Here is a 15,327-nt window from a genome sequence, read left to right as displayed (position 1 = left end):
CGTTCAGGCGCTCTTGGTCATTGAGGAGTTTTCTGTCGACTGCTGAGTCGTTTTGATGATGTCTTTGATGACATACCGGGGCCGATGCTTGGCCTCGATGTAAATCCGGCCGACGTATTCACCGAGGATGCCGATGCCGATCAACTGCACGCCACCGAGGAACAGGATCGCGGTCATCAACGATGGATAACCGGGCACGCTGTTGCCGAAGAAAACCTTGTCCAGCACCATGTACACCGCGTACAGCACGGCAAAGATCGACACGGCGCCCCCCACATAAGTCCATAACCTCAAGGGCACGGTACTGAATGAGGTCACGCCTTCCAGCGCCAGGTTCCACAGTTTCCAGCCGTTGAATTTGCTGTTGCCCGCCACGCGAGGGGCGCGCTCGTATTCGACAAGCACGGTATTGAACCCGGCCCAGGACAGCACGCCTTTCATGAACAACTGATGCTCGGGCAGTGCGCGAATCACATCGACCACCTTGCGATCCATGAGGCGGAAGTCGCCGACGTTTTCTTCGATGCGGGTGTAGGAAATACGATTCAACAGGTGATAGAACAACGCCGCACTGTGGCGCTTCAAATAGCTGTCGGAATGACGGTCCCGGCGTTTCGCCAGCACCACATCCGCGCCTTTCTGCCATTGTTCGATCAACAACGGGATCACGCTGATCGGGTCCTGCAGGTCAACATCCATCGGTATCACTGCGTCGCCGGTGGCATGTTCCAGGCCGGCAAACAGCGCCGGTTCCTTGCCGAAGTTGCGGGAAAAATTGATCAGCATGACCTGATTGTCCGCTCCTGCCAGAACGGCGGCCTTTTCGGCCGTGCGGTCGGTGCTGCCGTCGTTGACAAACACGATCTCCACCTCGGCGTCGAACTTCAACTCACGCCGCACAGCCTGGTAGAAAAGCTCGATCGCCTGCTCTTCGTTGAACACTGGAACGATCAGCGAGATTTTCATGCGTCACGCTCGCGAAACACCACGTACTTGGAAAACAGGAAGCCAAACACCAGGCTCAACGCCGAAAACAGCGCCACAGTGAGCAAGCCATGCAAGCGGTACAGATCACCGACATGACCGACGCCATAGCTCAGCGCGCCCATCGCCGACATGAACAGCAGATAGCCACCCACCGATGCCTTGCTGTCAAAAGTGTAGAGCGCGTTCATGTAGAAGGAAAACGAGGCGGCAACGCAAAACGCTGCCAGGTTACTGACAGCCTGGCTGAATCCGGTCGCCACACTCAGCAGGAAGAAAATTTGCCAATGAATAAGCGTATTGGCGACCCCGATCACCGTGTAGCTGGACAACCCTTTCCACAAGCGCCTCATGCCGTCAGCCCTTTATTGGAACCTGATAGCCCCATACGTATTGGAGCTTGTCTGCTGTCAGAAATCGCAGGTCCAGGCACTTTTCAGACCAGTGGCCATGACCTCGGGCATTGCCAGGAGACATTCCGAAATACCCCGACTTTGCAATTGAGGACGAATCAGTCCACCCTGCGCGCCGCCGCTTGGGCGCGCGACCTTCTGTTTGCGCGGCCAACCCCATTTTCACTCGCAGTTACGGGCCTGCTGTCATGACGTTAACGCGCGATCACCGGATCGACTTTTTTCGTGGTCTGGCACTGATCTTCATTTTTTGGGATCACGTGCCTCACAACCCTTTGGGGCAAATCACCCTGCGCAATTTCGGCTTCAGCGATGCGGCCGAGGTTTTCGTGTTTCTGGCCGGTTTCGCGGCCGTGCTGGCGTACGGCAAAGTCCTGGCGCGCGAAGGCTTTCTGATCGCCTGTGTGAAAATCCTGCGCCGGGCGTGGGTGCTCTACGTGGTGCATATCTTCTTGCTGGCGATGCTGATGGGCATTGTGTTTTTCGCCAACAGCCATGTGGAAACACGGGATCTGGTGGAGGAAATGGGCATGCATCATTTCATCAGCAACCCGCAGCAGGCCCTGATCGATGAACTGCTGTTGCGCTTCAAGCCGAACCTGATGGACCCGTTGCCACTGTATATCGTGCTGTTGGCGGGCTTGCCGCTGGTGCTGCCGTTGCTGATGCGCAAGGCCTGGGTGGTGGTCGCGATGTCATTGGCGCTGTATCTGATGGTGCCACTGGCGGGCTGGAACCTGGCGGCCATCAAGGACGGCGTGTGGTACTTCAACCCTGTCGCCTGGCAGTTGCTGTTCGTGCTGGGCGGTGCGGCGGCGATTCACAGTCAGCGCCCGCGCTTGCCCGAAACCCGCCCCTTGCTGCGCCAGCCATTGTTTGTCATTGCAGCGCTGTATGCCGTGGTCGCGGCTGTGTTGACCGTGCTGTGGCGTTGGCCGGAGCTGCACGATGCCGTGGTGCCGGCGAGCCTGCAGAACGCCTTGTACCCCATCAGCAAGACCAACCTGTCTCCCGCGCGCCTGTTGCACTTCCTCGCACTGGCCTACGTCACGGCGAAACTGATTCCCGACGGCCCGTGGACGCAGAACTGGCTGGCGCAGCAAAGTTGCCGCATGGGCCGCTTCTCACTGGAGATTTTCTGCCTGGGCGTACTGCTGGCGCCGTTGGCGGACATGGTCAATGCCTTGACCGACGATGCGTTTGCCATGCAGATCTTCACGGCGCTGGTGGGGGCCGGGTTGATGGCGTTGCTGGGAGCGTGGCTGGAGTTCAACAAGCGTTTGAACCGCTCAACGCAAATCGCCCCCGCCTGAAATTGCAAAAAACCCCGGCCAATCGACCGGGGTTTTTGTCGTTCAGGCATTACAACTTACGAAGCCGAACGCGCCGAACCTTGCGAAACATTCGTCGGTTGCAGCTTGAACACGTAGAACAACACCGTAAGCAGCACCAGGAACGCAGGTCCCACATACAGCGCCACGCGGGTGTCCGGGAAGTACGCCATCAGGCCGACCACCAGCACCAGGAACGCCAGCGCCAGGTACGAACTGACCGGGTACAGCCACATGCGGTATTTCAGGCCGGCCGCTTCGCTGGCGCTCAGGCCTTTGCGGAACTTGAGCTGGGCCAGCAGGATCATCACCCAGGTCCAGATCGCGCCGAAGGTGGCAATCGCCGTCACCCAGACAAACACCTTTTCCGGCACCAGATAGTTGAGCAATACGCCCAGCAGCAAGGCGCCGATCGACAGCAGCAAGGCGCGACGCGGCACGCCGTTGCTCGACGTTTTGGCGAATCCCGCCGGCGCCTGGCCGTTCTGCGCCAGGCTGTAGAGCATGCGCCCGGTACTGAAAATACCGCCGTTGCAGGACGACAACGCGGCGGTGATCACCACGAAGTTGATGATGCCGGCGGCGGTCTTGATGCCCAGACGCTCGAAGGTCATCACGAACGGACTGCCCTGGGTACCGATTTCGTTCCACGGGTAGATCGACAGGATCACGAACAACGCACCGACGTAAAACAGCAGAATCCGCCAGAACACCGAGCCGATGGCGTCGGGAATGGTCTTTTGCGGGTTCTTCGCCTCACCGGCGGTCAGGCCGATCATCTCCACGCCCAGGTAGGCGAACATCACCATTTGCAGCGACATCAACACGCCTTGCACGCCGTTGGGCATGAAGCCGCCGTGGGTCCACAGGTTGGAAATCCCCAACGCCACGCCGTCGTTGCCGAAACCGAAGGCGATGATACCGATGCCGCCGAACACCATCGCCACGATGGTGACGATCTTGATCAGGGCGAACCAGAACTCGAACTCACCGAAGGCCTTGACCGCGATCAGGTTGATCGAACCCATGCTGATCAACGCAGCGAGCGCCCAGATCCAGCGCGGCACATCGGGGAACCAGATGCCCATGTAGACCGCCACGGCAGTGATTTCCGCGACGCAGGTCACCAGCCACAGGAACCAGTAGTTCCAGCCGGTCAGGAAGCCCGCCAGCGGGCCCAGGTAGTCTTGGGCGTAACGGCTGAACGAGCCGGCGACCGGGTTGTGCACGGCCATCTCGCCGAGGGCGCGCATGATCACCAGGATCGCCAGACCGCCGATGATGTAAGACAGCATGATGGCCGGGCCGGCCATTTCGATAGCCTTGGCCGAGCCCAGGAACAGGCCGACGCCGATACAGGCACCGAGTGCCATCAGGCGAATATGTCGCTCGCCGAGTTCACGTTTAAGCGGACCGCCCTGAGCGGTCTCGCCCTGGGGCAGGTGATTGCCTACGGGCATGGGGGACAACCTCGTCTTGTTATTGGATATGACCACCAAGTGGCGAAGCGCTGACCGATAAGCCATCGCTTCCCGAACCGGCCCTGCCTCGTGGGCAGCGTCGTCTTGTAGGAAAAACCCGCAAGATCAGTGGGAAAAACGGCGCCGAGTATTGCACAACAATGGTGCATCGTCATGCCCCTGCCAAAGTCGTAATTGACCTGGAAAAGGCTCTAATTCGGCCATTACAGACCGCCACACTCCTCCTGGGAGTATCACAACTGTGGCGAGGGGGCTCGCCCCCGTTCGGCTGCGTAGCAGTCGCAAAAACAGGTAACCGCGGCGTGCCAGACGCGACAGGAGGGGTCTGCTTCGCAGTCCAACGGGGGCAAGCCCCCTCACCACAAGTGCTTCAATTCACTGATTATCGCTGCGTCCGTGCATCATTCTGCCCTGCACATTTTTTTCACCCTCGCCAACCACCGTCTAAGCTTCAGTCAAGTCCGATCAATCTGCGTGAATGGATCAGTCGACTATGGGCGCTTTATGGCAAACCGATTCGAGTAAAACCGTGGTCCCGACTGATAGTGTGGATGAAGCGCCTATACCTGAAAAACCCCGTCGTTCCAGGCACGGATGGGGAGCGTTCTGGCTATTGCTGTTGATTATCGCGATCGTCGTGGGGCTGGCGGCTGCGAGGGAGATGCGCACCTCGAAGTTCCAGGCCCGGGAAGTCAGCAAATACGCCGCGTCACTGAATTACGAGCTCAAGCCCGGCCCCAGCGATGCGATTCGCTATCCGGGCGACGGTCCGTTCGATCGACGCCTGGGCTACAGCTCGCTGGATGAATTCCTGCCACGCCTGATCAAGCGCGATTTCGTCGTCGAGGCGCAAACGCGCTTTTCTCCAGAGCTGTTGAAGTACACCGACAAGGGCCTGTTCGTGCCTTATGCGGAGAAAATCCAGGCCGGCCTGTCGATCACCGATTGCCGTGCAGCGCCGCTGTACCGGTACAACTACCCGCAACAGCTTTACTCAACCTTCGCCTCGATCCCGCCGGTGGTGGTCAGCAGCCTGCTGTTCATCGAGAACCGCTTCCTGCTCGACCCCAGGCAACCGCTGGCCAACCCGGCGGTGGACTGGCCGCGGTTCGGCATGGCGGCGTGGTCCCAGGTGGCCAAGATTTTGCACGTCCCCGGCCAGTCCGCCGGTGGCAGTACCCTGGCCACTCAGCTGGAGAAGTACCGGCATTCACCCGATGGCTTGACGGTCAATGGCGCGGAAAAGATTCGCCAGATGATTTCCGCCACCGTACGCGCCTATCAGGCCGGGCCACAGACCCTCGAAGCCCGGCAGAACGTGGTTCGCGACTACCTCAACAGCGTGCCGTTGTCGGCCGTACCGGGCCACGGCGAAGTGCATGGCATGGCCGAGGGCTTGCGCGTGTGGTACGGCTCCGACTTCAACCAGGCCAACGCAGCGCTGTCCAGCACCGCGACGGATCCAAAGACCATGGCGGAAAAGGGCCTGGCCCTGCGTGAGATGCTGTCGTTGATGATCGCCCAGCGCCGTCCGTCGCATTACCTGACCAAGGGCCATGATGAACTGGCCGACCTCACCGACAGCCATATTCGCCTGCTGGCGCAAAACCATGTGATCGACGCCGACTTTGCCGCTGCCGCCCTGGCCAGCAAAGTCACCTACCGCGACTGGGCGACCCAACCGACCATTCAACCGATCGAAACCAACAAGGGCATCAGTGTCGCGCGCAGCCGTCTGGCCGGCATGCTCAATCGCCCGCTGTATGACCTCGACCGCCTTGACCTCTCCGCCACCAGCACCCTGCAAGGCGAGTTGCAGAGCGAGGCCACCGACTACCTGAAAAAACTCGCCGACCCCGCCTTTGCCACGCAGATCGGCCTGATCGGCGAGCGCCTTCTGACCACGACCAGCACCACCCAGGTGCGCTACAGCTTCACCTTGTTCGAACTGACCCCGGACGGCTCGCGGGTTCGGGTGCAGACCGACAGCACCGACCAGCCATTCGACATCAACGAAGGCAGCAAACTGGAACTGGGCTCCACCGCAAAAATGCGCGTGCTGACCACCTACCTGCAAATCATCGCCGAGCTGCACGACAAATACGCCGGCATGGCCGTCCCGGACCTGAAGAAAGTCGAGGTGCCGGACCAGGACCGCCTGAGCCGCTGGGCAGTCGACTACCTGATCGAAAACAAGGACCGCGACCTGCAAAAAATGCTCGGCGCAGCCCTGGACCGCAAATACTCCGCCAGCCCCGGCGAGGCGTTTTTCACCGGGGGCGGCCTGCATGTGTTCCACAACTTCCGCAAGGAAGACAACGGCCGGATACCCCCCTTGCGCGACGCCCTGCGCGAGTCGATCAACCTGCCGTTCATTCGTCTGATGCGTGACCTGGTGCGCTACACCATCTACTCCGGCCCCAACAGCAGTGCCGAACTGCTCAAGGACGACCGCGACCCTCGGCGCCAGGAATACCTGGCCGAATTCGCCGACCGCGAGGGCACTTCGTTCCTGCTCAAGTTCTGGAAGAAGTACAAGAACAAGGACACCCAGGAACGCCTCGAAACCTTCCTCGACAGCATGCGCCCTACGCCGATCCGCATGGCCGCGGTACATCGCTACCTGCTGCCACATGCCAGCCAGGAAAGCTTCAACGCCTTCGTGCGCTCGCACCTGACCGGGGCCAAGCTCACGGAAAAACTCACTGACGAGCGTCTCGTGCGGCTTTACGAAGCCTACGGTCCCGGCGCCTATGATTTGCCGGACCAGGGCTTCATCGCCAAGGTTCACCCGCTGGACCTGTGGATGATGGGCTACCTGCTCAACCACCCCGACGCCAAGTGGGGCGACGTCGTCAACGCCAGCAAATTCGAGCGCCAGGAAGTCTACAGCTGGCTGTTCAAAAGCCGGCACAAGGGCGCCCGCGACAGTCGCATCCGCACCATGCTGGAGATCGAGGCGTTCCTCGACATTCACCAGCGCTGGCAGAAAGTCGGCTACCCGTTCGACCACCTGGTGCCTTCGCTGGCCACCGCCATCGGCAGTTCCGGCGACCGCCCCGCTGCCCTGGCCGAATTGATCGGCACCATCCTCAACGATGGCGTGCGCATGCCGACCCTGCGCATCGACAGCCTGCATTTCGCCGCGAACACCCCTTATGAAACCCAACTGATCAATGACCCCGACGTCGGCAAACGGGTGATGCCGTCCGAGGTAGCGAGGGCCATGCGCGAAGCCCTTTCGCAAGTGGTGGATGCCGGTACGGCCAAACGTGTTGCCGGCAGCTTCAAACTGCCCGACGGCACTCCGTTGGCCATGGGTGGCAAGACCGGTACTGGCGACAACCGTATCGAAGCCATAGGCTCGGGCGGACGAATCCTCAGTTCGAAATCCCTCAACCGCACGGCCACGTTTGTGTTCTATATCGGCGACACCCACTTCGGCACACTGACCGCTTTCGTGCCGGGCCGTTCGGCGGAGAGCTTTACCTTCACCTCGGCATTGCCGGTGCAGGTGCTCAAGGGCATGGCCCCGATCCTGACGCCGTACCTGCAACCGGGCACCCACACCATGTGCCAGCCAACCTCGACAACCGAGGCAACCGTTCGCCGCTAGGCGCGGATCGACACAGGCGTCCGCGTGGCGGTAACCCTGTATTTTTCACTCCTGTTTTTTGCAGGGTTCGGGGCGCGATTGACGTCGTTCCGACCCTGTTTTTGCGCTTTTTTTGTGCAGGGTGCCTGCCTAGTCTGATCGCTCCATCCATGATCAACGGACGATCAAGCCATGCTCCACACGCAACAGACTTCCAACCCGCTCGGCAACGACCCGGCGAATCAAAGCGTCCATTTCGAACTGGTCAGGCAGGCCATCCCTTCCTGGCTAGAAGAAGCTTCACTGTCGCGTATCACTGCGCTGAAGGCTGACCGCGTGACCCTTCCCGCCTGGCAGCTGGACGCTGCACAGGCGCTACGGGAACGCTTGAACAGGGACATCAAACTCGGCTGGACCGCGCAAAACGATGTCGACCGGGCGCTGAGCGAATTGCAGGATGTCTACGCCTTCGCCAAACCCTTGTTGCAACAGGCGCTGAAGGAACGCTTCGGTGTCGAAGATGACGTCGAAGAGACCTGGTTGCGGCTGTATGCACCGGCAAAAACCTCATGGTGGGTGCATGACTTTTCCGCAGGCACCACCAGCCGCACCGTCTCGCTGCTGGATGCCGCCCTGCACAATTTTTCCCGCGACGAGGCATTCACCCAGGACTCGGAGTTCATCACCCGCCCCAACGCCCGTGGGCACTTCGGCGTAGTAAAGCTCAAGCACAAGCTGAGCATCGAGCAGTTCAAATCGTTGTGCCGTGAACTGGATATCGGCGCCCGCTACCAACAACACCTGAACGAGTTCCTGCTGTCGGACAACCCCGTGGCCGACACCGTCCTGCGCCACAAGGTCACCCTCAGCCACAAGACCGCCCTCAACATCGCGGCGCACATGGCGCTGATGAAAAAGGACATCGACCAGGAGGCCCATGACGTCGTGCAAGGCATGCTCGACGATCGCTCGAAAATGCAATGGCTAGGGCAGCCCGTCAGCTATTACAACCTGTCGATGATGGACACGCGCCTGGTTGGCATTGTGCTGATTGCCCCCGATCTGGACACTGCCACCCGTGCCGTACCGGTCATCGCCTATGTTCCCCATGACCCGGAACATCCGCTCAAGCGATACCCGTCGATACTCGATTTCATGGCGGAGCTCACACGCCAGCTGCGCGACGGCACCTCCAGCAAAAGTTATCAACAGTACTTCAGCCAATTCGTGCCCCATCAGCAGCGCGGACATTTTTTTGCCGGACTGAATGACCGCCTGAGCAAAATCAAATGGCAGCCGGTCCCACCTGGCTCCAGCCTGCCCACTTGGCGTGAAACACCCGTGGCCAACCCCGACTTGAAATTCAGCCTGTCGAACGTCAAGACCGACAAGGAAACCACTTTCAAGAAGGATCTTTGGGGCTACTACTACCAACAGAAGCTCAACAAGATTCTCAACGATGCGCAGGAACTCGCGATTTCCACCGAGTACGCCGACCGTATGGCCCGCTGGGCCTGGTGGGATAACCTGGAAAAAATACTTTCGGACATTCTCAACGTCGCGCTGCTGGTGGCGACGCCGTTTGTGCCAGGCATGGGCGAGCTGATGCTGGCCTACACCGCCTATCAACTGACGGACGAAGTGGTCGAGGGTATCGTCGATCTGGCCGAAGGTCATTTTGCCGAGTTTGCAGAACAAGTCATCAGCGTGCTGGAAAGCGTCGTCCAACTGGGCGCATTTGCGGCGGGTGGCGCAATCGGTAATGTCGCGCGAGCGAAACTCTCGCCGTTCTTCGAGGGGCTCAAACCAGTGCAAATGGCCGAGGGGCGGACGCGGTTATGGAACCCGGACCTTGCCGCCTATGAAAAAACCGGTCTGGCATTGCCAAAAGACGCCAGGCCCGATGGAACTGGCGTGTACCAGCACCAGGGCCAGCAACTTTTGCGGCTCGACAACAAACTCTTCGAAGTGCAAAAAGACCCGGCCACCGGGCAACACCGAATCAAGCATCCACAACGCTCCGACGCGTACTCACCGACCTTGCGGCACAACGACCATGGTGCCTGGGTCAGTGAAACGGAAAACCCGCGCGAGTGGGAAGGCACGACACTGATGCGTCGGCTGGGCCATACAACCGATGCCTTCAGCGACACGCAACTTGAGCAGATCCGTCAGATCAGCAGTACCGAAGAGGCCGCCCTGCGCAGCATGCATATCGAGCACGCCCCGCCACCGCCCTTGCTGACCGACACCCTGCAACGCCTGGGGGCACCGGTGAATCCGCCTCCTGCATTGCCCCCGGAAATGGCCGCACTTTTCAGCGACTATCCCGAATTGCCCGAGACCGTCGCGGAAAAAATCTTCGCCGGCGCCACTCCGGCAGAGCGCCAACAGATGACCCGGCACAAGCGCCTGCCCTTGCGCCTGAAAAGCCAGGCCCGGGAGCTTCAGTTCGAGACGCAGGCGGTCCGCGCCGCCCACGGCCTGTACGACGACGCGTTGGTCAGCGGCGATACCGAGCGCCTGGTGCTGGGCACCTTGCGCATGCAAACCGATATCTTCGGCAAGTTGCGCATCGAAATCCGCCAGGGCACGTTCGACGGCGAACTGCGCTGCAGCGCCGGGCCCGAAGATGCGGCACAAGTACGGATCATGGTTCGCGACGAGTCCGGAAAATATGCAGTGCGCGACGCCGAGGACCGTCAGATCCATACGGCCGATGAGCTTCTTCCCTCTCTGCTCCAGGCCATAGGCAAGGATGAACTCAGAGCGTTGGGCTATCGACCGGGCGATACCGAGCTCTTCAAGCAGTGGATCATCGCCAGGATCGAGACACCAGCCGAGCGCCGGACAGTTCTGGCCACACCACCGATTCGTACCGTGGCCGAGCATGAGACCGTGCTGTTGGTGCGCGGTGCCGGGACCAGCCGTTCAGGCGCGACACTGCACGAGCGGATTCATGACCTGCATCCACATTTCAGTGACAACGAGGTAGACGTGTTTGCCCAGGCCCTGATCGAAAAGGGCGAACCGATGAAACTTCTCGATGAACAGGAAAAAGACCTCGACGAACTACGCCGGACGGTCGAACTCTGGGAGCATCAATTCGCCGGGCTGGATGCCGATAATCCGATGCCGCTACGCGGCACGCGCCTGCACATTGCAGAGCGCCTGCTTGAGTGTTTCGAGCGAAAGAACAGTGGACTCGGCAACCGTGCCAATCCGGATGGCTATGCGCTGGATCTGTCACGGGAGCTTTCATCCGTGGATCTGGAAGCTTCATGGCCGAAACGACCGGAGCTGAAAAAATTCCTCGATAAAGTGACGGCACTGAAGCTCGACAACACGCGTTTCAAGGCAACGCCGGATGGCTTGCTGCAAGACTTCCCCAACCTGCGCCAACTCAGCGCCAGACGTTGCGAACTCAAGACGCTGCCCGACAGGATCGGGGCTATGCACCGGCTGGAACGCCTGCAGTTGAGCGACAATGCCATTGTGCTTGATGCCGATGCAGTACTGCGTCTCAAGTCACTGACTTACCTGGAAATACTCAGGCTCGACAACAACCCCTTGGCGATGGCGCCGGACATTGGGCGCATGCCCAGGCTCAAGCTTGTGGCCTTGAAAAACACCGGCCTGACCACCTGGCCCGACGGCACCCTGGGCAAAACCCGACCAAGGGGTTTTCTCCTGGACCTGCGGGACAATCCTCTCGGCGTTATTCCCGAGGTAGTGCCAGGCAGACCGGAGGCCTGGGTCATTGCCCGAACCCGACTCAACGTCGGTAATTTGTCAGAGACGAACCAACTGCAATACCAGGATATTCGTCACTCAGTGGGATTGCCTCCCGAGCCTCTGGTGATTTCTATCCCGGCGAATTACGGGGCAACTGCAAACGATTGGGCCAATGTACCGGGGTTGGGAGTAGAACGGATCAGCACTTTCCAGGAACTGTCCGACGACCCCCGGTCCCATGCGTTTATCGAAGTCCTGATCAACCAGGAACACTCGTCTGACTCTGTCGCTGGTGGCCCTGCTCGCCAGCAATTGGTACAGCGCATGGCACGCATGCTCGATGCCGTGCATATCGACACTCATCTGCGCGAGCAGCTCTACACCATGGCCATCGCCCCCGTCGATTGCGCCGATGCCGGTGCGCAATTGTTCAACAGCATGGGCATTCGCGTGCTCGCCTCCGAGGCCTATTCGTTCACCACTGACCGTGCAGCGCTTCAGCGCAAACTGGTGACCCTGGCCAAAGGTGCCGCACGACTGGATCAGGTCAACGAAGTTGCCCGGGCCGATGTCGCCAGTCGTGGAGGTAACCCTGATGACGTTGAAGTCTACCTGGCGTACCAGACCGGTCTCGCCACGCGGTTGAACTTGCCATGGCAATCGCAAGGCATGCTGTACCGACCGGTTGCCGGCGTAACGGACGCCATGATTGATCAGGCGTACGACACGGTTCTGGCCTTGGGTGAAGGCGACGGCCTGATCGACACGATGCTTGAACAGGATTTCTGGGAGCACTACTTGCGCGAAACCTGGCCGATTGAAATAGAGGCGAACAAACGACTGTACCAGAGCAAATACGAGAAACTGGAGACCCTGCGTACAACCCAGCTTCAGTGGCTCGAGGCGACGTCGGACGTTCGCAAAGCCGACCTGCGCAACCAGCTCAAGTTGCTCATGAACGATCTGCCGGTGCCCGAGACCGTAGTCTTTGCCGATGAGCCGATCAGCGAAGCAAGCTTCGACCGAATGCTCGTCGACCTCGGTAACAACGAAAAAGAACTGGCCAGACGCTTGACCCGAGAGGCCCTGCGCAAAGCTGGCCAATAATGGCCAACGGCAGCCTGCCCCATCAGGCTGCCGCACATCAAGGCGCTGCGGCGATGAATATCACTCGCACATTGCCGTAATAAACACCCGGTTTGTATCCGCCGGCGGGCACTTTCGGCTGGATCTCCAGCGGGAAGCGCCCACCGGCCCTGGCCTGGGCTGCCGATACCACTTCGCGCGGTTGCGGATCATGGCTCAACTCCTGACCATTGAAACTGACGCGCAAAGAGATGTTCTGCTCGTCGCGGCCGTTGGACAAATAGGGTTCGGCTTCCAGCCGTGCCTCGATCGCGCTGGAGTCATGCTTGACGTCGAAGTTCTTGCGCATCCCCTCCAGGGTTTTGCTGTGAATGTTCCATGGCAATATCTGTTCGCGATGTATCCAGTCCGTTTCGGCCGGGATCACGTAAAAGCCCAGTGTCGGAATGTCCACCGAGACATAGAACCTGTGTTCTTCCCGCGCCGCGAACGCCAGGGAACCCGCCAGCGCCATCACGCCAGCGCACATGCCGATGGCTGATTGCTTGATCATGTCTGCTACCTGCTACGTCAAAAACAAAATCGCGAGCAAGCACATGCCACTCGCCCCTGCGCTGTTACTGGCTGGCAATGCGCAACGCTTTTTTCGACGCGCCCTCGACCAGATTGAAACGGTACTCACGACCGGGTTTCTTTTCGAATTCGAAGGTTTTTCCCGCCAGAACGTGATGCTTGGTGACCGGCTCACACTCGGTTTCGTTTTTCAGCGAGCAGTTGCGAAACTCATCGATCAGCACCACGGTGTTGCCGTTGTTACGCAAGCGGTAAACACTGGCGCTATCATCGATTACGCTGTCGAAGCGGCTGTTTTTCGGACGTACGAAAAACACCGTACCGAAACCGGTCATGACGTTGACCCCCGCCGACAAGTTCTCTTTGTAGGCTTCGCGCTCTTCACTCGACACGGCGAACTCGTCTTCTTTCTCCGGCACCACAGGAATGAAACGCACGCGAAAATAACGCTCGGTGTCACGGTCGCCCATGTGTAACAGGCGCGTGCCCTGCATGCCCTTGGCCGGCACGATCAGTCGCGCGGGGCTGGCCATCAAGCCATCGCGGCCACTGCCATCCGCCTGCGTCCTGACCGGTATTTCCTGGTGGCCGCCGTCGGCGTCGTAGACGATTTCGAGGATGTTGACCTTGACGAACGCCGTGCTGTCACCGCTGTTGAACACGCGCTTGAGGTAGGTGCTCTTCTCCCCGTCCAGATAGTCATACACCGTGCCGACGTTAATCTGCGGTCCGGCCGAAATGGCCAGGGAAAAACCGCTCAAACCCATCAACAGCAACAAACGCTTCATAGCCATAAACCTCTTCACATTGAACAAAACACAACCTCCCTGTATCGATACACGGCTCATCAGACTTCCGAATCCCAGATCACCGTGACCCGACCTGCATAGTTGCCACCTCTGCCGGGCTGCAACATGAACTCCATGACGTATGGCGGTACTTCGAAATGCAGGATGCCGGGAGCCCTGTCCACGTAAAAGCCGGGCTGGAACTGTTGCGCGTTGGCTTGTCCGGTACGCAAGCGACGCCGCTTGACCGGTTGCCCGGACATATCGGTCAAGCCATCGGGCAGGCTGACGCTGACTTGCAGTTCCACCGCGTACTTGGTGACGGGGTCTCGAATCTGGCAATCGGTGACAATCCCTGGCGTCTCGCACTCCAACTGCATATTGAAACGCGACGAGGCGGAGATGTTGAACGTCTGGTCTCGAAGCAGGCTCACCGGCCGACGCCCGGCCTGCAACCAGCTTTGCCAGCCGCCCACCGGAACCAGCTGGACGTTTTCACCACCGGGAGGAATCTCTACCTGGAGGGTGTGCTCAACATCGAGATTGAAGTTGATGGTCAGGCTGTCATCGCTGGGCAACATGATGTCGCCCATGTCGAAATCACGTCCGGGACCGACCCCGTAGGTGTGGCTGCCGACATAGCGTCCCGGGGACATCTTCAGCGGATTGGGGGTGCGAAGCTCGTAGCCGATCTGAAACATGTCATAGCGCAGGCTTTCAATCCGGTAAGCGGCCGTCGGGACACAGCTACTGCCTGGGCGCGTCAACCAAAAAAACGAACGCCACGTCGGCTCGACAAACATGCCTCCGGTGTAGCCACAGGGTGCCGGAGGATAGGTCCAGTTGTACCCACTCCACAGCATCTCGTGCGCGTCCGGATTACTGTCGGGCGCGCCCTCACCGATGATGGTTTGAACCCGCTCCGGCAGGTAGTACCGGCCGCCAATCGATGCTATGCGCACCTGCAATATCGACGGTTCTCCGGTCTCTTGATGAACAACCTGTAGTGACGCCCACTCGGTCGGGGGCTTGAACATCGCACCTTTGCGCATATCGCTGTGCCGGGCTTCGATCGGGCCATTGGAATTGAATTCGATCGGCACCTGGATGCTGAAGATGGATAGCCCTTCGCAAAATGTCGGGTAAATGGAGCAGTGCCCGGTATACGGCGTCGTATTGATAAATTCGTTACGCATCGGGTTGCCCGGATCAGGCTTGAATGAAGCCGTGACCTCAATGGAGGCGGCCTGCGCCGACACCGAAACCGCCAGACTGAAAAGCGCCACGAAAGAACGTAACAACCACCGTTCAATCCCATTGCAAGTCTTCACACTAAAACTC

The 15,327-nt window shown here is 59.5% G+C and carries 9 protein-coding genes; 3 read left to right on the top strand and 6 right to left on the bottom strand.

Translation table 11 applies throughout. From position 1 onward, the window contains the following. Positions 1-3 precede the first annotated feature (3 nt). Entirely contained in the window at positions 4-966 is a 963-nt protein-coding gene (locus AB4O16_RS22055) for a glycosyltransferase family 2 protein (RefSeq protein WP_460155808.1), read from the bottom strand. Beyond that, complete coding sequence (locus tag AB4O16_RS22050) at positions 963-1,337, bottom strand: GtrA family protein (RefSeq protein ID WP_460155807.1); 375 nt, start codon at positions 1,335-1,337, stop codon at positions 963-965. The genes AB4O16_RS22055 and AB4O16_RS22050 overlap by 4 nt, the downstream gene beginning before the upstream one ends. Before the next feature lie 248 nt (positions 1,338-1,585). On the opposite strand from AB4O16_RS22050, the gene AB4O16_RS22045 reads away from it, so the two are divergent. Continuing rightward, on the top strand, positions 1,586-2,710 hold the full coding sequence (locus AB4O16_RS22045) for an OpgC family protein (protein WP_160389842.1): 1,125 nt from the start codon (positions 1,586-1,588) through the stop codon (positions 2,708-2,710). A gap of 56 nt (positions 2,711-2,766) precedes the next feature. On the opposite strand, the gene AB4O16_RS22040 is transcribed toward AB4O16_RS22045, so the two are convergent. Then, positions 2,767-4,188: an amino acid permease gene (locus tag AB4O16_RS22040; RefSeq protein WP_460155806.1), complete on the bottom strand. Its 1,422-nt coding sequence runs from the start codon at positions 4,186-4,188 to the stop codon at positions 2,767-2,769. Positions 4,189-4,702: 514 nt separating this feature from the next. Here AB4O16_RS22040 and AB4O16_RS22035 point away from each other — a divergent pair. Further along, complete coding sequence (locus AB4O16_RS22035) at positions 4,703-7,825, top strand: transglycosylase domain-containing protein (protein WP_460155805.1); 3,123 nt, start codon at positions 4,703-4,705, stop codon at positions 7,823-7,825. 171 nt (positions 7,826-7,996) lie between these two features. After that, positions 7,997-12,646, top strand: a complete 4,650-nt coding sequence (locus tag AB4O16_RS22030; RefSeq protein WP_460155804.1) for a dermonecrotic toxin domain-containing protein — start codon at positions 7,997-7,999, stop codon at positions 12,644-12,646. Between the two features lie 37 nt (positions 12,647-12,683). Here the strand turns inward: AB4O16_RS22030 and AB4O16_RS22025 are convergent, their stop codons facing one another. The 3 genes from AB4O16_RS22025 to AB4O16_RS22015 form a co-directional block, all read right to left on the bottom strand. Further along, positions 12,684-13,178, bottom strand: a complete 495-nt coding sequence (locus AB4O16_RS22025; RefSeq protein ID WP_460155803.1) for a CS1 type fimbrial major subunit — start codon at positions 13,176-13,178, stop codon at positions 12,684-12,686. Positions 13,179-13,242: 64 nt separating this feature from the next. Beyond that, positions 13,243-13,986, bottom strand: a complete 744-nt coding sequence (locus AB4O16_RS22020) for a molecular chaperone (RefSeq protein WP_460155802.1) — start codon at positions 13,984-13,986, stop codon at positions 13,243-13,245. A 59-nt stretch (positions 13,987-14,045) separates the two neighbouring features. Continuing rightward, entirely contained in the window at positions 14,046-15,317 is a 1,272-nt protein-coding gene (locus AB4O16_RS22015) for a hypothetical protein (protein WP_460155801.1), read from the bottom strand. Positions 15,318-15,327 lie beyond the last annotated feature (10 nt).

The sequence above is a fragment of the Pseudomonas sp. S2_H10 genome, from assembly GCF_054668285.1.
This window is presented reverse-complemented; position numbering and strand designations above follow the sequence as displayed.

What these genes read in the sequence shown, in the direction of transcription:
- AB4O16_RS22055 (WP_460155808.1), bottom strand. Translation starts at nt 966, where the DNA reads ATGAAAATCTCGCTGATCGTTCCAGTGTTCAACGAAGAGCAGGCGATC.
- AB4O16_RS22050 (WP_460155807.1), bottom strand. Translation starts at nt 1,337, where the DNA reads ATGAGGCGCTTGTGGAAAGGGTTGTCCAGCTACACGGTGATCGGGGTC.
- AB4O16_RS22040 (WP_460155806.1), bottom strand. Translation starts at nt 4,188, where the DNA reads ATGCCCGTAGGCAATCACCTGCCCCAGGGCGAGACCGCTCAGGGCGGT.
- AB4O16_RS22025 (WP_460155803.1), bottom strand. Translation starts at nt 13,178, where the DNA reads ATGATCAAGCAATCAGCCATCGGCATGTGCGCTGGCGTGATGGCGCTG.
- AB4O16_RS22035 (WP_460155805.1), top strand. Translation starts at nt 4,703, where the DNA reads ATGGGCGCTTTATGGCAAACCGATTCGAGTAAAACCGTGGTCCCGACT.
- AB4O16_RS22045 (WP_160389842.1), top strand. Translation starts at nt 1,586, where the DNA reads ATGACGTTAACGCGCGATCACCGGATCGACTTTTTTCGTGGTCTGGCA.
- AB4O16_RS22020 (WP_460155802.1), bottom strand. Translation starts at nt 13,986, where the DNA reads ATGAAGCGTTTGTTGCTGTTGATGGGTTTGAGCGGTTTTTCCCTGGCC.
- AB4O16_RS22030 (WP_460155804.1), top strand. Translation starts at nt 7,997, where the DNA reads ATGCTCCACACGCAACAGACTTCCAACCCGCTCGGCAACGACCCGGCG.